We start from the raw sequence: 18,624 nt of genomic DNA, 5'->3' as shown, positions 1-18,624 counted from the left end.
TTGGAGTCGCACACTCTGGATATGTATCCGCCGTTTTATCTTTTAGGGATACATACTCAAGGCATATCACCATATATACAATTATATACCTTATCAGTGGCAAATATAATGAATAGGAGGTATTTCCCCTTTCTCCTAGGCTCCCGCATCAAAATCCGAGTACCTGCTTGAGGTAGTCGATGCGCAGGCTGCATTTCCAACGTCTGGCCTTAAGCGAGAGCGTGTCATGCTGCTGGCGCAGAATAGCTAAAGCGAACTTGCGGATGAGATTCAGATTGCGCGCCGAAAAGTTCTTTCGTGCACGGTAAGCATCTTCCCGAAAGGTCACATCCAGCTGCCAATGTAGGCGGTTCTCAATTCCCCAATGCTCCCTTATATAGTAGGCTATCTCCTTAGCAGAGGCCTTGTTGAAGTCCAAGCTTGAGATGTAGTAGCGCGTTTCCTTCGTTGGTTATGCAGTGGGCTTGGTAATCTCATGTTCGACCCGCACCAAGCTACGTACCATCGGTCAGCGTCGAGCAACTTCATCGGTAAGATTGCCCTCTGCTGGGAGCACTTTGTAGCTCCTTTTGTCTATACGCCCATGCCCCTTCTCCTGCTCAAGGTGTCGCTTGTGTGGCTGTCGCGTGGAGAAAGCATCGGTAGTGTCCTCGAAGAGATGGCGCTGATTTCCCTTGAGAGCGAGGACAAAATCTGCCTTCTTCTTGACCACCTGTTCGGCTATTTCTACCTGCGTACCCATAGCATCCATCGTGACGATGGCTCCTTCAAGGGCAAGCTTATCAAGGAGTTTGGGCACACACGTAATCTCGTTCGTCTTCTCTCCCACTGCTTCTTGAGCAATGCTTAAAGAGTCTTCGTTGACCCAAGCCGAGAGGATATAGCTACTCTCGCCGTGTCCCCGAGGATTCGTCCCGCGCATCTTCTTGCCGTCTATGGCAATGTGTATGCCCGATAAATCCTTGATGATCTGCGAAGTATAGACCTCGAGACAAGCAGCTATCTCTTCGGGGTGCACGGCTTGCATGACGCGCTCAAAGGTGTCTTCGCTCGGGCAACCATTGGGTAGCTCAAGTAGCGGTTTGAACTCTTTACCACGGAAGCGGCATAGCTGATACATGTCGCTATAATCCTCTCCTCCACAAAGGTAGGTGATGAGTGCGACCATAAGGATGTCGCTGAGTTTGTGCTTGCAACGTCCGACGACGCGAGGGTCATGGACGGATGAGAAGTAAGGGGCGGTTTCCATTGTATGTGGGTATTTGTGTGAAGAGAATACTACTGAAGCCGATTTTGATACGGGAGCCCTGACAAGAACACTATGCCGCTTTGGGCAGCAACCAGCATGTGTATGTGAAGTATCCTTTCAAGGCAAAAGCTAGTAACGCTTGTTTTTGGGCCCGAGCTGCGATTGCAGAAAAGGATGAAAGAAAGCGTCATGATATTTGGCGTAATGTCTTTGGCAATGCCTTTCCCAAAGGAGAGTCAGTGGGTATACTTGAAAGTAAATGTTTTTTTGTTTTATATCAAGATTCAGAGCTGTTTATTGAGGACATGTATTTTGATTAACATCACCGAAGAACTTATAATCAACTGTTGGATTACAGCCAATGGATTCAAATCTGCCTATTTGCGAGACATATTGAGGAGGTTTGAAAGAATCAATATGATACGGTCATTAGATTTTTTCATAGAGAGCACTACCGTAGAAAAGTCATATAAAGTATTCTGGAAAGTTAGAAACGTTGGAGATGAAGCAAAACGGAGAAACTGTCTGCGCGGAGAAATACTGAGATTAAATAAGGCTGATGATAAACGGCATGAAACCTCAAACTTCAGAGGGTCTCATCATGTAGAGTGCTACATCATCAAAAATGATGTTGTAGTTGCACGTGACAGAATAGATGTACCAATCATTTAATCAATCTGAACAAGGGAACGTTGCTCACATTGATTTCCGGAGACGGGCATGTAGGGATCTGATGCCTGCGAAGTGATAGGAGTCATCTTATCCCCTTAGTACCCGATCCCATATCTCCGTAATCTATCAAGTGAAGGAGGCCATGCGCTCTCCTTCACTTGATATTTTTTTGTGCGGCACTGTGCAAGCACCTTTCCCCCGATGGGATATGAGGCGTTTGCTGTGCTTAGAGATAAATGACCGTAGATACAGCGATCCCATCGGAGGTGAATGAGCCTTCTCCGATGGGATCGTTGTGTGTAGAGTTGTGGTAGCTTACCTTACTTCCCCTTCTTGCTCTGCTTCTTCTCGAGGAGGGGGAGGTACTTGGCGTAGCCGGCTTGCTTCATCTCTTCGCGGGGAATGAAGCGCAGGGCCGCGCTATTGATGCAGTAGCGTAGGCCACCCAGCTCCTGCGGGCCGTCTTCGAAGACGTGGCCGAGATGAGCCTTCCCCGTCTTGCTACGCACCTCGATACGCTTCATGCCGTGGGAGTCATCCTGATGCTCGCTGATGAGGGTGGAGTCAATTGGGTGGGAGAAGCTGGGCCATCCGCAGCCCGAGTCGAACTTATCCGTGGAGATGAAGAGCGGTTCGCCCGTCGTGATATCGACATAGATGCCTTCGCGCTTCTCGTCCCAATAGTCGTTGTCAAAGGGATGCTCCGTGGCGGCATGCTGCGTGACAGCGTACTGAGTGGGGGTGAGCCGACGGCGCAGCTCTTCGTCCGAAGGCTTGACATAGGCATTGGCCTCGCGAGCGATCTGGAAGAGTTCGGGGCGGATATGGCAGTAGCCCGATGGGTTCTTGTCCAAATAGTCCTGATGGTAAGTCTCTGCATCGTAGAAGTTGCGGAGGGGCTCTACCTCGATGACGATGGGCTGTGTGTGCTCACGCTGTAGCATCTCGATCGCCTTCTTGATCGTCGGTAGGTCTGCGGTGTCGGTGTAATAGATGCCTGTGCGGTACTGATCGCCCACGTCGCCGCCTTGCTTATTGAGCGACGTCGGGTCAATCGTCAGGAAGTAGAGCTCAAGGAGCTTGCTGAGGCTTACCTGATCGGGAGCGTAGGTGATGTGTACAGCTTCGGCAAAGCCTGTCGTGTGGCTACACACTTCCTCGTAGCTGGGGCGGGAGGTATGGCCATTGGCGTAGCCGACCTCTGTGGAGATGACGCCACGTACTTGCTTGAAGAAGTGCTCGGTGCCCCAGAAGCAACCGCCGGCCAAATAGATCTCTTTCATAGGTGAAGTGGATGGAGTGTTGGGTGAAGGGTGTGTCTGCATGCGCATAGCTCGAAGTCCTAAGGCTCCAGCTGCAAGTAGTAGCAGAAGGGTCAGTGTACGGAGACTGTTCCGTTTCATAATGCCTGTTCTTTTAGACTGTGTAGAGGTTGATGGTAGTTTACCGACTTACTAACAGCGTAGGCCTGACGATAGTTATGAGCCGCCCAATATCGGGGTATAGTTTGAGTCAATATCGGGTAGGGGTGCAAACCTATATTGGTTCGTGCTCCGACCACTATTGGTTCACGTACAGACCAATATAGGTTCACGCGTCGACCAATATAGGTTCGCTCAGTGACCAATATAGGTTCGCTCAGTGACCAATATAGGTTTATACCACCTACCACTATTGGTTCACTCTCATTTCGCTATGCGTGCACACATTCTTAGTACCTTTATGCGCACATTTCCCTCGGGATGGTGCCTACCACAGTATACCTCATCACGCTGACCCTCTACAGATAGAATCGCTATGAATGTCCTCTACCTTATAGGTAATGGCTTTGACCTGAGACTTGGGCTACCTACTCGCTATGCAGACTTTTTAGAGTTCTATAAGGGGCAAACCCCGAAGCTTGATACTGATCGCATACAGCAAGAGGAGGCTATCAAAAAGTATAAGGAGCGCTTCTTTGCCGAGATGGCGGAGCGAGAGGGGCGTGGCGAAGAGCAGTGGAAGGACTTAGAGATAGCTCTTGGTGAGTTTACTACAGCCTTTGGTGATGATGCTGATGGGTTCTGTGACTTCTACGAGGATATGAATCGCTCCTTAGAGGCCTATCTGTCGCAGTGCAATAGTTTTGAGCCTACTCCCGAGGAGGTTGAGAAGTTCCGTGAAGACCTGACCTACCCTTATCGCTACTTCAAGCCGAGAGAGGAGAAAGAGCTTCGTGCTCTGGCTATTGCTCAGGCATGGTATATTGACGTCATCTCCTTCAACTATACTTCATCATTTGAATGCCTCTGCCAGGATGCTTTGTTGGTCGGAGAGTACACCTATGCGGAAGGGCATGAAGGTCACCCCGTGATATATCAAGGAGTGAAGCATGTGCATGGATCATTAGGTCAGGGTGGAATTCTGCTTGGTGTAGATCATGGCGAGCAAATCGGAAGTGAGCAGTGCAGGCGGTGTGATGATGTTGCAGACCTCTTACTTAAGCCACAAGCCAATGAGGGTCGTGGAACGCTTGTCGATGAGGAGTGCCTTAGTCTCATTGCTGGGGCTGATGTGATTTGCCTCTTTGGCTTATCCCTTGGGCCTACAGATCATATGTGGTGGACGGCTATCAAGAAGCGTTTTCTTGATAATCCAGAGGTCATCTTGCTCTACTTCCATTATGATCCAGCTGCCGATTCTGCATTGAAGTTTGATAGGCGGAAGGAGAGACGAGCGCGTCAGCACCTTATCAAAGCTCTTGGCTTGGAGGGAAATCAAAAGGAGTATGATGACCGGATCTTCGTAGCGATTAACTCGGATATGTTCCCCAAGCGATAGATGTAAACAGCCTACCATAGTATAGTGGTATAATAGCAGAAGCGGTACAGCTCCCGATGGGAGTTGTACCGCTTCTGTTTTGGGTGGAGAGGCGAGGGGTTAGCGACGCTTGCGTCCCCAGCGCTTGTAGTACTCGATGTTCTTATCCTCGCGCTTCTTCTTCGCCTCGTCAGGCTTGACCTTGCGCAGGGCATCGGGCTTGCTGCCCAGAGGTGACTGCGTGCGGATGTCCCAGCGCTCTTCGGAGGTGAAGCCCTTCTTGATGGAGATCTCCTGCGGGTAGTAATAGACCTCCTCGGGGGCACGATCAGGGTAGTCTCCAGGCGTGAAGGCGGCGTTGTCGTCCGTATCGACGATGAGTCGGACGAAGTACTCACCAGGCTTCAGGTCGTGGAAGGAGACTTGACAGGACTCTGTGGGAGTCTTTGCTTCGGGGAGGCTATCGGCCTTAGCGGCTTGAGGAGCTTGCTTAGAGAGTAGCTCGGCGAGCACCTTATCGCCTTCGGCAGATGCTGCTGTGGGCTGTGCTTTCTGCGTCGTGTCCGCCTTGACCTCATGTCCATAGAACTGCTGGAGGACAGCATCGCTCTTGTCTATGAGTTGGACGAGGGCGTGAGAGCGGATACCCTGGAGGGTGATGGTGAGCTGACCGAACTCGTCCTCCTTCTGTATCTGCTGCGTGAAGGCGACAGAGTCGCAGGCAGCGCCATAGATGTCACGTACGGCAGCCGAATCAATGCGCGCCCGATAGCTCTTGCCATAGGCACGTGGGAAGCGGAGCGTATAGCGCAGGTGATCTAGTGAGTCCTGTACGACGGTGAAGTCCAGAGGCTTGTAGAGTGAGTCCTCCTGTACCTCCAGGCGAATCGCAGAGGTGGGGAGGGCTGCAAGGGGACGTGAGGCCGTCACATAGAGGCTATCACTTGGGGTACCAGCAAAAGCCCCCGAAGCTCCGGTAAGTGTAATCTGTAGAGGAGACTTCTCTCTTTCAGCAGACTTGTCGTGCTTCTTAGCTCGTGCCTGTGGCTTGATGAAGACGAGCGTGTCGGTCTTCTCTTGCAGACGGAGTAGTGAGTCGGTCTTCTCGTAGGTGAGAGCGAAGCGCACCGAGTCGCGTGCAAGGAGCTCCTTGTCTCGTAGCCATAGGTCGACGACCTTGCCCTTAGCCGTAGCCCAGTAGAGGGATTCGGCTGGTGCGGTTGGCTTGTCCAGCGAGCGAAGGCGAGGAAGCTTCTTGGGCTCAGCGAGGAACTCCAGTCGGCAGATCAAGCTATCGGGACGGCTGTGGCGCTCGAGGCCGTACTGCTGCACCTTAGCTACCGAATAGCGTAGGGCGATGTCGCGAGGGAAGTAGTAGGTGAAGGGATAGGTGACGAGCGAGTCGCGGTGAAGCGTGTCACGGCGCACGATGGAGTCGATGCGTATCGTGTCAGTACGCATGCTGTCACGCAGCGTCGTCTGGAAGTTCTCGCGAGAGAAGGCAAGACCTTCGCTACGGTCGCTGTACTGATAGTTGGCGTCGTTGTCCTTCGTCGCAAAGACCTTGTAGGTACTATTGGGAAGTCCACGCATGGTGAAGAAGCCCAGCTTATTGGTCTTACTGACAAAGGGGAAAGGGCGCTTACGGAGCGTACTGTCATTGATGTCTGTGGCGGGATAAGCCCCTACGATGAGCCCTTCGACAGGCTCGAAGGTCAAGGCATCGATGACGCGACCAGCCAGCTGCATCGAGTCAATCTGCCCACCTGTGGAGATGAGGTAGCTGAAGTCCTCAAGTGGGTTGTCCTCGTTGTTGTCTACGATGACATCATCGAAGTAGAAGCTGTAGGTCGTATTAGGGCGCAGGGTGTCGGAGAGTACGATGGAGACGTGCCGCCCGTTGGCCGTGATACGTGCTGCCTCACGCTGGGGTGGGGATACGATGATCTTGTCCGTCTGGCTGGAGAGCTTGACATTCTCATCGAAGGTCAGGGTGAAGTGGCGTGTATTGACTCCCGTAGCCTTCACCGCAGGTGAGGCCTGGAGGAGGCGAGGTGGCTCCGTATCAAAGGGGCCACCTTCGGGTGTACCTTGGTTCGCACAGCCCCATAGCAGGAGGGATCCTGCCAGGAAGCTGAGCGCAAAGTGCATCGTTCTATTTGGGTTCATCCAATAGTAGCTGATTACATATGTGAGACGAGCGGGACACTATCGGTGAACCCAAATAGCGGGGACTAAGCATTACGCTTGCCCTTGCTCGTCATGATCTTGAGGACCTTGAGGTCGGTCTGGGCCATGCCATCACGACCGAGGTCTGCGAGGTTGCGGATGCAGACGTCGATATCATCGTCTACGATACCTTCGGTAGCGGTGACGACGTGTCCCTGCATAGAGAGCATAGCGGAGATGAGTGCAGAACTCACGCCCGTCGAAGCCTTGAGGCTACAGCTGGGCTTAGCACCGTCACAGATCATCCCCGAGACGTTGCCGATCATATTCTTCACAGCTCCGATAGACTGCTCCTTCGTGCCACCCATGAGGTAGGTGATAGCACAGGCGGAGCCAATCCCTGAGACAACCATCCCGCAGAGGCAGGAGAGGCGACCTAAGAGCTGCTTGATATAGACAACGAGGAGGCTACTGAGCATGATAGCTCGAGTGGCGACCTCACGACTTGCGCCTTGCTCTTCGGCGAAGGTCAGGACGGGGAGCATTGAGGAGATCCCCTGATTGCCGCTACCCGAGTTGCTCATCACCGTGATGGGTGCACCATCCATACGGGCGTCGCAGGCAGAGCTGGTATAGGCCAGCATCTGCGTAAGGGGCGTATTGCCGAGGTAGCGACGTCCCATATCGCTATTGATGAGCTTGCCGAGGCTATGCCCATAGCTGTGAGTGAAGGAGAACTCGCTGGCACGCTTATTCTGCAGTGCGGCCTCGTAGATGAAGTCAAGCTCCTCCAGCGGGCCATACAGAGCATACTCATAGACGAGGTCGAAGTTCAAGGCGATCGTCTCCTCTTCGTCCTTACTCTCGGGACACTTCGTGCAGGGCGTGTCGGCGGTACGTGGCACGAAGCGGTCTTCACCATCATAGGTGAGCGCTGTGAGCCCTGTATGAGTAGCCTGGATGATGGCAGTCGATAGACGGCCCTCTGTATCGGTCAGTAGTACTTCGACGTAGAGGCGGTCGACGTCGTCACCTTCCTTCAGCCCGATCTGGATGCAGCCGCTTGCTACAAGCTTCTGGGCCTGATGAAGCTCCTCATCAGTGAAGGTGTCGAGGAGCTCCAGCTGCTTCTCGGGTGCTGCTAAGATAGCACCGAGAGCGATCGCGATGGGGATACCAAAGGTTCCCGTGCCGGGTATACCGACGCCCATAGCGTTCTTGAGCATATTGCCGCTGAGTAGGACTTCTATCGAGCGGGGCTCAGCGGTCGTCTGTGCCGCAGCATAGGCTACGGCGAGGGCTACGGCTGCAGGTTCGGTACAGCCTGTAGCGGGTACGACTTCACGGTGCATGAGAGCAGTGATCTGTCGTATCTGTGTGGGTGTAAGCATGGGGTTCTGATGGTCTAAGGTAAGTAGTGTAGTAGGGGAGTGTGTTATTTACTCTGAGTGCGAAGGATGGTAGTGAGCTTGCCGTCCTTGGTCTTGAGGTCGGGATAGCCTCCGTTCATCGCAGGCTCCCAAGCACCGTAGTTGGGGTTGGGTAGGACGATGAAGCGCTTGCCGAACTCAGCGGCGAAGCGTAAGACGCCCTGATCACGCACGGCCTCGTTACGTACATCGAAGAAGTGGTCGAAGTCACCCAGGTTGTCACCGAGGAGCATCAGGATGTTGTGTGTCTTGAGGACTTCATTGCGACGAGAGGTCTTGTCGGAGGACTTGTCCTTGAACATGAAGTGGCTATCCTCTACCTGTGGGAAGCCCAGATCACGTAGGTTCTTCTTCGTACCAGCACGATTGACCTCATCACGGTTGGAGATGTAGTAGATGTCCACACCGAGGGCATCGGCCTTGCGGAAGAACTCGACAGCGCCCTGCAGAGCTACGGCATCAGCTTGATCGCACCAGCGGTCCCACGAAGGCTGGGAGTAGTCCTCGCCCTTGAGTGCTTGGTAGACGGAGTTCGCTGTGTTGTCGACGATGGTCTCATCGATGTCGGTGACGATAGCCCAGCGCTTTTCGCCCGAGGCTAAGGGAGTTGATGTCGCTGCTACGAGACGCTCGGTCGCGATATTGTAGGCCTGCTGGCAGAGTGCCTTGTACTCGGCAGAGCGCTGGATCCAGGCTGCCGAGAAGAGCTTACCACCGAGGGTAGGGCTCATCGCATAAGCTACCTTCCCACTTGGAGAGTAGGTCGTATTCTGCTCTTTGTTTGAGCCAATAGCGATGACGCAGCTCGAGAGGAGCGTGAGTGATAGTGCGGTAGAAGCTCCGAGAGTGAGGAGTTTATTGGTATTCATTATCGTCGTGGGGTTAGGATTCCTTGTGGGTTTGTGTGTGCTTGAGGTAGCAGGTACGGCATAGCGGGCTGTACTCCTTGGCTTCGCCGAGCATGACCTGCTGCTCACCAGAGACGAGGCGGTAGGAGTAGTTCGCCCAGCTCCCACAGCCTACGCAGATCGCGTGGATCTTGTCTACCGAGTCTGCTATAGCACAGAGCTGCGCCATAGGGCCGAAAGGCTGGCGACGGAAGTCCATATCTAGTCCAGCGAGGATGATGCGGATCCCCTGGTCTGCCAGCTGCTCGACGACCTCGGGAAGGTGCTCATCGAAGAACTGTGCCTCGTCGATTCCGATGACATCGACGTCCGAAGCTAAGAGGAGAAGGTTCGACGAATTATCTATCGGCGTAGAGGCGATAGCATTGCGGTCGTGGGAGACGACCTCGGTCTCATCATAGCGGGTGTCTACTGAGGGCTTGAAGATCTCTACGCGTAGCCCCGCGATCTTGGCGCGGCGCAGGCGACGAAGGAGCTCCTCTGTCTTACCGCTGAACATCGAGCCGCAGATCACCTCGATGCTACCGCGTACACGGGCCTGACCCGTCTCAAATGGATTAAGCATTACTTGTCCTCCGTCTTATTATAGCGTGCGGTGAGGCGTCGTGCCCCGCCTTCGATCTCCTCTATAGTAACGCGTACCGTGTCAGCTGGTAGGATGTCCTCCATGACCTCTGGCCACTCAATGAAGCAGAGTGCGCCACTCTGGAGGTAATCTTCGGCTCCGAGGTTCAGCGCATCATTGAGCTTCTCCAGGCGGTAGCAGTCAAAGTGGTAGATGAGTTCTCCCGAGGGCTCAGCGCGATATTCATTGATAATAGAGAAGGTCGGGCTATTGATGACATCCTGCACGCCGAGGGCTTCGCAGAGGGTCTTGATGAAGGTCGTCTTGCCAGTCCCCATGGGGGCATAGAAGGCGAAGATATCCCCCCAGGGGAGGACCTCCTCGATGAACTGGAGCGCTACGGGCTCCAGTGTGTCTGGGGAGGCTAAGAGGTAGGTGGTCTCAGTGTCCATTCGCTTGTCTTGATTGTGCCAGAGCGTACGTGCCCCAGCATATACTCACCCGCAAATTTAAGATATTCGGTGCATAGTCTATATACCTATATATAGAGGCTGCCCCTACACTTCTATAGGAGAAGGTAGGGGCAGCCTCTAAATCGTGTCGCACTCGGGACGTCTTGTCCTCGGGCGATGGGGGCGGGATTAGAAGGTGAACTTCACCCCGAAGTAGCCTGAGCGAGGGATCGTGGGGCCGTAGATATAGCCGCTGTCACGGTCTGGACCGAAGTCGTAGTCGCTCTGGAAGGCATTGAAGAGGTTGTTGATACCACAGTAGAGCTGGACGTTGCTCTTAGAGAAGAGGCGCAGGTCATAGGTGATCTTAGCGCCGAGGTCAAAGAAGCTCTTGGTCTTGACCAGCTCGTTCCACTCGACATCTACCTCCTTCTGTGCGCCATCCTCGAGAATAGCAGCACCTGTAGCATCTACGAGAGGGAGCTTATAGCCTTCGGTGCGCAGACCAGCAGCGATAGCCGTACGGTCGGTGACTGCGGAGTTCTGCCCCCACTTGACGACGTGAGGGACGTACATTGAGCCCGTGAAGGTACCCGTGAGAGCAATGTTCAGCGGGCGGACGGGGTTGATGCCGATCGTGAAGTAGCCGTAGGTAGAGGGCGTGCGAGTGATCTCCTTGGAGGTCATCGAGATGGTCTGAGGCTCATTGTCTACAGCGACATTGTCGAAGTCAGAGCCGTCAGCCTTAGGCACGAAGGACTCGTAGTAGGCCGCATCGTGGTCACCCTGGACCTTCTGACGTACGCCCCATTCCTGGTTGACGTCGTACTTGTTGCTGGTGAGCGTGAGGCCAGCCTGGAGGGAGAGCCAGCGATAGGCGATCTTACCCTCGAGGTTCAGCCCGAGGACCTTGGCGCCCGAGGAGACCTGATGACCATTGTCATCGATCCCATAGTTGTGGCGCGTGTAGTAGGAGATCCCGTTCTCAGACTTGTCCTTATAGTTCGTGAAGACGTCAAGCAGACGGGTGTAGAAGCCTTCGACAAGGACATTGACCTGTGCACCACCGAGGGTGAAGTACATGTCGTTGCTCAGGCTGAAGGAGTGGGAGATCTCAGGACGAAGGTCCTCAGCATTGGTCACACGCTGTGCCTCACCACCGACGACCCCGACGTGAAGGTCTTCGTCAAAGACCTGAGGTGCACGGAAGCCCTTGGCATAGGTAGCGCGGATGTTGATATTCTTCGTGGGGTTGTAGCGCAGGGTAGCGCGGGGGCTGAAGATAGCCTTCTTGACGGCGGAGTTCTCATCGAGACGCGTGCCGAGTAGGACGCTCCAGCGGTCGTTCCTCCATTCGATCTGGGCGAACTGGCTGGCGTTGCGGATGACCTGACGCAGGGCAGGGGAGAGGGAGATGGGGTTAGCGCTGAGGTCGAAGCCATCACTGACGGTCTTCTCGGTCTCCCATTCTCTCAGAGGCATTTTGTCCTCGAGGCGGTCATAGCTGTATTCAGCACCAGCGAGGAGCTGAGCAGGCATGAAGAGGAAGTGGTCGAAGTCATAGGTGTACTGTGCACCACCGACCCACGTCATCCCACGGGTGATACCGAAGTTCTTCCCATAGTCAGAGGTGTGGATGGGGCGACCGATAGAGCCTGCCTTCACTGCCTTGCCCTCATCTGTGGTCTCGTTGCCATCCTTATCAATGTACTTGTCGCCGGCCTTGTTGCGGAGCTTCGTCTCACCGATACCACCGTAGTAGCTGTTACGGGTGACGTGCTGAGCGGAGCCGTAGAGCTGGAAGTGGTGCTTGTAGTCTTCGCTGTAGCCGTCGAACTTCAGGTTCCCGCTATATACGGAGTGGCGAATGGACTCAGCTACACCAGCTACCTGCTCGGGCCAGTCGATGTGGTCACCACCGCGACGGGCTTCGCTGAAGGTATGGACTTCGCCGGTCAGACGCGTGTAGTCCGTGGGGCGGAGGTAGCCACGGAAGCCGAGCGAGCGGGAGTCAAGACGACCAAGCTCGCTGTAGCCATCGCCATTGACGTCGTGCTCCTTGCGGTAGCGAGCCTGTGCGAAGACCATAGCTCCAGCGCGGTTGTCGTCGCTGACGAGTGAGCCATTGAAGCTCAGGTTATTGTCCAGATCCTTGAAGCCCGAGAAGCCAAGGCTCTCATTGAAGGAGAAGCTATTGCGCTGAGGCTCCTTCGTGATGATGTTGATCACCCCTGCGATAGCAGAGGAGCCGAAGAGGGCAGAGCCACCGCCACGTACGACCTCGACACGCTCGATCATGTTCGTGGGGATCTGCTCCAGACCATAGACCCCTGCCAGCGCACTCATGATGGGACGGCTGTCGATGAGGATCTGTGAGTAGCGACCGTCGAGGCCGTTGATACGTACTTGGTTGAAGCCGCAGTTCTGGCAGTTATTCTCGACACGCACACCAGGCTGGAAGATCAGCCCTTGGGCGAGGTTCGTAGCATTGGTACTCTCGAAGAGCTTGGTGTCAAGCACGGTGACGAGCGTCGGAGCGAGACGGCGTAGGGTAGCCTGACGGTTGGAGGAGACGACGACCTCATCGATACGGATGTTGTCTGGCTCTGCGTCGAAGTTCACTTCGACGACCTTGTCTGGATTGATCTCTACGACACGCTCCTGGCTGAGGTAGCCGAGACCGCGCATGACCAATGTCACGCTCTTCTGCTTAAGGTTCTTGAGGAAGTAGTGCCCCGTGGCATCGGTAGCCGTACCGAAGGTCGTCCCCTTGATAGCGATGGTGATACCTGAGAGGTGTTCGCCAGTCTTCGCATCTGTGACGTGCCCAATAATGTTGGCATCGGTCGGCCGCTCTTGTGCTGCCAGCTCACCGCTGAGACCGATGGCCGAGACCAGAAGGATCTGCAGTGAGAGCATGAAGGCGTAAAGCTTACGCATGGTTATTACTATGATTTATAGTGAGTAAAGTTGCTATATCGCGTGAGCAAAAATACGCCATTCATAGCCCCCTCCTCTTACTCCTTTGCAAAATACATAGATGTAGGTATAGGGTAGATGTAAGTACCTCTATTATATACCTAATAATGGGTGCTGGAGCATTGATTAAGCATATCAAGTCGAGGTGCATTTCCTCCATCCTTAAGCAGCATTTCCTTCATAGCTCTACGAGAAAAGTTATATCTACGTACGTGGATTTAAAATCTATGTACAGAGAACTTGTCATCTATGCACGTAGACTTTAGGACTACCCACGTAGATAGCGGATTACAGCTACTGGTGCAGGACTTCTTTTCTGTAGATCTGCGACTCTATCTGTATGCGTATCCAGCTACTTACAATAGCTATTTGATCTTGTGGTATGCATAGGATCGGGAGCGCTTTCTCTATGCTTCGTAGCATTTGCCGAAAAGAAAGCCCCCTGCATACGCCTTAAAAGGAGCATACAGGGGGGCTCTATAGAGATGGGCCCGCAGGGGTGAGGGTATCTCGGCTACTTATAGCGTAGGAGATGAGGTATCTTCGTTCTGAAGGTTCTTTGAGTAGGTCTTGTCCTTGCCTCGCGAGAAGTGATAGGCCACCCCAAGCAGGATCATATTCTTATTATCGTGTATCCACGTCTCACTACTCCACTGGACGAGGCGTTCTCCGAGCGTATAGTCATGATAATAGGCCGGCGTCCCGATGAATAGCATGGAGGCAGAGAACTTCCAATTCCCTAATCGATAGGAGAGCGAAGCCGTATGCTCTGGCTCCATACGAGAGGCATAGCCCGAATCATAGGTATAAGTCGGGAGGGCGTACTTGTAGTAGAGCTGTAGCCCCTTATGCTGGGCCGTCAGCGAAAACTCACCATAGAGCGAACTACGATCATAACTAATCTCCGATGAGCGAAGTCGACTATACGTAGGTATGAGGTACGTATCTAGGCTCAGGGTATTGTCACCAAAGGGCTTGACGACCACCCTAGCAGCCGTAACAAGTTCGTCACTCCATGCTCCATTGATCGGAGCGAACGTGATCCCTGCCCCCTCACGCTTCATAGCCTGGATATGCGGGCGATGTGTGTGGATATAGAGACCTACCAACTTGATATCAAAGATCCCCTTAGCATACGTATACATAGCGGTCAGCTGGCGCATATGCGCATTCTCTAGCTGGGGATTACCTACGCTAGTGATATCACGGGTAGCTCGTCTTCGGTTGCTACTGAGCTGATCCAGACTAGGCAGGATGGGCTTGTCATCGTACATCAAGCGCAGGTCACTACCTCCACCGAGGGTATAGCCGAGTACGACCTTCGGGGTGAAGGCGAGGCTACTGTAGGAGCGGTAGCTTGAATGATTGTGCGTGTGGGTCAAGCCTAGGCTCACACGATACAGTAGTCTCCCCTTACGCCCCGAGATCTCACTGTAGCCATAGTGCTGCCACGTACGGCTGGTATAGTCAAGGGCACCGAAGTGATTGTCTACCTGTGAATGTAGGAAGGAGACCTCTCCCCTGTAGCCCGAACTGATCCGTAAGCGTCCCGTCTCTCGGGTGTGTGCTAGCTCGAGGATGAGCGAGCGCTTACTATTGTCCAGCTTCATGAAGTCCTCGTAGCTTGTGAGTCCTGTAGCGACACCTTGCTCTCGGGTCTTGGTCTCTCTCTTGGTGGAGAAGAGCGTCCCTACAAGGTTAAGGCTCAGCTCATCTTTCTCTCCAAGCTTACGCCAATGGTAGAGGTCAAGCGAAGGGTTGAACTGCTGGGTCCTATCCCTACCCGTGGTAGTCAGCTTCTCTCCAGCGACGCCGTCTACAGTGTAGAGACCCGCACCGATATTGTCAGAGAAGCGTCGCTCAGCTCTCGGCTGTAGACGAGCCTCCCATAGGTAGCGTTCATCCACTACGTAGGCGTACTTGAGGGCGGGGCTGTGTGTCGTATAGCCAAAAGCATCATGGTCTGAGTAGGTGAGCTGTAGTGCCTGCTGATTGAGACTATAGCTATACTGTGCAAGTGACTCTCGGTCACGATAGTCACGATAGTTCAGTGTGTACTCAAGGCTCAGCTTATGCCGTCCACTGATCAGGGAGGCATAGGCCTCATCATTTCCGAAGCCTGTAGTGAAGGCATGATTGAGCGAGCCACCTGCGATGTAGCCGTCGTCTAGTCCGGAGACGATGATATTGATCACACACTCTACAGCTCGATATTGAGCAGGCGGGATATCATATACCTCTACTCGCTTGATCTTCTCTTTGGGCAGCATAAGTACATCCGTCTTTGTGGAGCGAATCCCATTGATCAGAAGCTGTACCTCCCCTCCCATAGTCCCCTTGAGGCGGTCGTTCATCACATCGAAGCTGACTGAGGGTAGGGTCTTGAGCAGGTCATAGCTGTGTAGGGCCTTTCGGACATCCTTCGGTGCAAAGGTGATCACCCTACGGTCGGCTCGCTGATGCGTAGCCTTAGCCTGTACCACCACATCCTCCAGCACCTGACTATCTTGCTGTAGCTGATCGAGAAGCTCCACCGTGAAGCCTTGGCTGGGCATCACGATACGAAGCCGTCGCTCCAGAGGCTTGTAGCCGAGGAAGCTAATACGTAGAAGATAGCGCCCGACCTTGACCTCATTAAAGAGATAGCCCCCTTGCAGGTCTGTAGCCCCTCTGAGGACGAGTGTCGAGTCTCGCTCACTCACGAGCGTGACGGAGGCAAGGGCGATAGGCTCCTTAGTCTTTGCATCCTCCACCTGCCCCCGCACCTCGATCTGAGCGAGGAGACGAAGGGGGGCAATCAATAAGAGGAGAGCGATTAGGAATGATCTGCTCATAGGCGCTCTAAGGTAAAGGTCGTGGGACCAACCTTCTGAATGGGTATGTCTCGAATCATGAAGTCTATAGACCCCGCATAGTAGTCATTCGCCTGTGTCGGGTGTGTGATGACGATCTTATCGAGCATCTCTCCCGTTATCTTGAGGAGTACATCAGCCAGCTTCTTGTCCTGCACTATGCGCCCTGAGACGAAGAGCTTGTAGTTAAGCCCTTCTGCATCGGAGATCGTCACCCCCTTCCGATGGGCACCCTTGATGGCGCTCGTCGCCAGGTCAAGTGCCAGCTTATCACTATCCTCCTTCTTGGGAACAATCGTAGAGACTGTGAGGTACTTCTCCATGGCATCAAGCTGGATATGCGTGCTGATGTAGTCTTTGAAGCCTGGGTTCTTTTCGATAGGGGTTCGGAGAAAGCGGTACGTACCACTCGGTAGATGTACCGAGAGGATATGGTACTTGTAGGGGTCTATCGGGACGCCCTTGAATGAAGCCTCTCCGTTAGCATTCGTCATCGTGACTGCGATGATGTCATTGGGCTTATCTTGGAGGGAGAGGTAGACCGGTAGATAGGGGAAGCGTTGCTCGACTCCGGACTTAGCCTTGCAGTACACGTTGCCGAGATAAAAGAACTCTGTTGTTCTCTGAGCATGCAGAGCGAAGCTCGAGAGTAGCATGCTCACGGCAATAAGTAGGGTCGTTAGTGATTTCATATTGATTTGAATTAAGATGGGTGGGATATCTGTGTTCGTTCTTTGAAGCGATCCTTGGGTAGCTTCCCTGCGTTGGGTGGATGGTGATGCGTTTTCTCTTGGAGATGTTAAGCTCCTTATAGTACTTATGTACGGAATGCACAATGCTTATATCTGCGATAAAGTTAGATGTATTCAACTTATCGTCAAAATGTGACGGATGAAGCACGCTCGACTCCAACTAAGGTATGCGGTTGTGTGCCAGCTTTGGTGAAGAGTGGAAGGGGGGGGTATTGTTGGGGAAAAGTAGAATACTTACCTTTGATAGGCTTCTTCATCGGAGTCGCAGCTTTGTACCTCAGGGTGCTGGGGTCGTTAGCCTACGTCTCTTGGGAAGATGGCCCTCCTAATACTACACAGGAGCCCTTTTTCATATAAGAGCTAAATCAATGAGCACTACCTGGAAAGAGCACATTGCTCGCCATACTACGACCGCCCTCGAAGCCGTGCGATCGGCAGTAAAGAGCGGGGACTTCTTGGTCTTTGGCCATGCTGTGGCAGCCCCCAGCAGCCTCTCCAAAGCCCTCTACGATGATCGCGAGCGCCTCACGGACGTGAAAGCCTTCCACATGCTGTACTTTGCCGAGCCTTGGCACCTCCGCCCAGAGATGGTGGGGCATGTACATCCCGTCCTTAACTTCCTTGACAAGAATAGCCGCCCCGCTTACCTGGATAAGCGAGTCGACTATCTCCCTTGTCACTTCCATGAACTCCCAGACTTCTTTAGGAATGGTATCTATCCTGTCGATGTCGCATTGATCTCGGTGAGCGAGCCCAATGAAGAGGGCTATTGCTCCTTCGGGGTATCGTGTGACTATACCAAGCCCGCCGCAGAGGCTGCGCGGATCGTCATCGCAGAAATCAATAAGCAGATGCCCTTCATCGGAGGGGACAACCTCATCCATGTGACGAAGCTGGACTATATCGTCCCCGTTGACCGCCCCTTGGTGGAGCTCCCTCTTGCTCCTATCGGGCCTGTCGAAGAGCGCATCGGTGAGCTGTGTGCCGAACTCATCCACGACGGAGATACGCTTCAGATCGGTATCGGGGCGATCCCCGATGCCGTGCTTCAGAGCCTACAAGAGCGGAAAGATCTGGGCTTGCACACGGAGATGTTCACCGACGGCGTCATGCATATGATCAACTCTGGTAATGTGACGGGCGAGAAGAAGACCCTGCATCCACGCAAGGTCGTCAGCTCCATCATCATGGGTACGAAGGCACTTTATGACTTCGTCAATAAGAATGATATGATCGAGATGTACCCCGTCGATCATACGAATGACCCCTATATGGTCGGGCAGAATGACAATATGGTCTCTATCAACTCCTGCCTGGAGATAGATCTCTACGGGCAGGTAGCATCCGAAGCTATCGGACTCAACCAATATAGTGGCACGGGTGGGCAGGTCGACTACCTGCGTGGGGCAAAGCGCTCGCGTGGCGGTCGCTCCATCTTAGCCTTCACCTCTACGGCAAAGGATGGCACTTGCTCGCGCATTGTCCCAGTCTTGCCATCGGGAGCCACCGTGACCTCAGGGCGCAATGAGGTAGACTACATCGCTACCGAATACGGCGTGGTGCGTCTCCGTGGTCTGACCCTTCGTGAGCGTGCCCTGGCTTTGGCGAGTATCGCTCACCCTGACTTCCGCCCTGGACTCATGGAGGTCATCCGTGAGCGCTTCGGTGAGTAGCCCGTTTGATCAAGTCGGCTGAAATACCTCCAGACAATATAGAAGAGAGCAAGGAATAGCCCTACGAAGGGTCTCCTTGCTCTCGCTCGCTTTAGGAGGGGGAGGGTGTGGCTACCCATATTTT

At 53.6% G+C, this 18,624-nt stretch carries 12 protein-coding genes and 1 pseudogene; 3 read left to right on the top strand and 10 right to left on the bottom strand.

The window, feature by feature from the left end:
* Positions 1-148 precede the first annotated feature (148 nt).
* Positions 149-1,249, bottom strand: a pseudogene (locus IEX77_RS01990) (ISAs1 family transposase).
* Positions 1,250-1,423: 174 nt separating this feature from the next.
* On the opposite strand from IEX77_RS01990, the gene IEX77_RS01985 reads away from it, so the two are divergent.
* A complete protein-coding gene (locus IEX77_RS01985) occupies positions 1,424-1,921 on the top strand; it encodes a nucleotide-binding domain-containing protein (protein ID WP_188807472.1) in 498 nt (165 codons plus the stop codon).
* A 320-nt stretch (positions 1,922-2,241) separates the two neighbouring features.
* Here IEX77_RS01985 and msrB read toward each other — a convergent pair whose 3' ends face one another.
* Positions 2,242-3,252 (bottom strand): peptide-methionine (R)-S-oxide reductase MsrB, encoded by a 1,011-nt coding sequence (msrB, locus tag IEX77_RS01980; RefSeq protein WP_229770785.1) that lies wholly within the window; start codon positions 3,250-3,252, stop codon positions 2,242-2,244.
* Positions 3,253-3,718: 466 nt separating this feature from the next.
* On the opposite strand from msrB, the gene IEX77_RS01975 reads away from it, so the two are divergent.
* Positions 3,719-4,741, top strand: a complete 1,023-nt coding sequence (locus IEX77_RS01975; RefSeq protein WP_188807470.1) for an AbiH family protein — start codon at positions 3,719-3,721, stop codon at positions 4,739-4,741.
* Between the two features lie 99 nt (positions 4,742-4,840).
* On the opposite strand, the gene IEX77_RS01970 is transcribed toward IEX77_RS01975, so the two are convergent.
* The 8 genes from IEX77_RS01970 to IEX77_RS01935 form a co-directional block, all read right to left on the bottom strand.
* Positions 4,841-6,889, bottom strand: coding sequence for an Ig-like domain-containing domain (locus tag IEX77_RS01970; RefSeq protein WP_229770772.1), 2,049 nt, complete (start codon positions 6,887-6,889; stop codon positions 4,841-4,843).
* 65 nt (positions 6,890-6,954) lie between these two features.
* Complete coding sequence (locus IEX77_RS01965) at positions 6,955-8,280, bottom strand: L-cysteine desulfidase family protein (RefSeq protein ID WP_188807469.1); 1,326 nt, start codon at positions 8,278-8,280, stop codon at positions 6,955-6,957.
* 44 nt (positions 8,281-8,324) lie between these two features.
* Entirely contained in the window at positions 8,325-9,188 is an 864-nt protein-coding gene (locus IEX77_RS01960) for a 5'-nucleotidase, lipoprotein e(P4) family (RefSeq protein WP_188807468.1), read from the bottom strand.
* A 13-nt stretch (positions 9,189-9,201) separates the two neighbouring features.
* Positions 9,202-9,792 carry a thymidine kinase gene (locus IEX77_RS01955; protein ID WP_188807467.1) on the bottom strand — a complete coding sequence of 197 codons (591 nt, stop codon included), beginning with the start codon at positions 9,790-9,792 and terminating at the stop codon, positions 9,202-9,204.
* Positions 9,792-10,244: a tRNA (adenosine(37)-N6)-threonylcarbamoyltransferase complex ATPase subunit type 1 TsaE gene (tsaE, locus tag IEX77_RS01950; protein WP_188807466.1), complete on the bottom strand. Its 453-nt coding sequence runs from the start codon at positions 10,242-10,244 to the stop codon at positions 9,792-9,794. Before tsaE ends, IEX77_RS01955 begins: the two co-directional genes overlap by 1 nt.
* A 189-nt stretch (positions 10,245-10,433) precedes the next feature.
* Positions 10,434-13,163, bottom strand: coding sequence for a TonB-dependent receptor (locus tag IEX77_RS01945; RefSeq protein WP_188807747.1), 2,730 nt, complete (start codon positions 13,161-13,163; stop codon positions 10,434-10,436).
* A 578-nt stretch (positions 13,164-13,741) separates the two neighbouring features.
* On the bottom strand, positions 13,742-16,057 hold the full coding sequence (locus IEX77_RS01940) for a TonB-dependent receptor (RefSeq protein WP_188807465.1): 2,316 nt from the start codon (positions 16,055-16,057) through the stop codon (positions 13,742-13,744).
* The gene (locus tag IEX77_RS01935; protein WP_188807464.1) at positions 16,054-16,767 is read right to left on the bottom strand and encodes a hypothetical protein; all 714 of its coding nucleotides are present in this window, start codon (positions 16,765-16,767) and stop codon (positions 16,054-16,056) included. The genes IEX77_RS01940 and IEX77_RS01935 overlap by 4 nt, the downstream gene beginning before the upstream one ends.
* A gap of 428 nt (positions 16,768-17,195) precedes the next feature.
* Here IEX77_RS01935 and IEX77_RS01930 point away from each other — a divergent pair, with 428 nt between their 5' ends.
* The gene (locus tag IEX77_RS01930) at positions 17,196-18,500 is read left to right on the top strand and encodes an acetyl-CoA hydrolase/transferase family protein (RefSeq protein ID WP_188807463.1); all 1,305 of its coding nucleotides are present in this window, start codon (positions 17,196-17,198) and stop codon (positions 18,498-18,500) included.
* Positions 18,501-18,624 lie beyond the last annotated feature (124 nt).

The sequence above is a fragment of the Porphyromonas pasteri genome (assembly GCF_014647755.1).
Lineage (GTDB): Bacteria > Bacteroidota > Bacteroidia > Bacteroidales > Porphyromonadaceae > Porphyromonas > Porphyromonas pasteri.
This window is presented reverse-complemented; position numbering and strand designations above follow the sequence as displayed.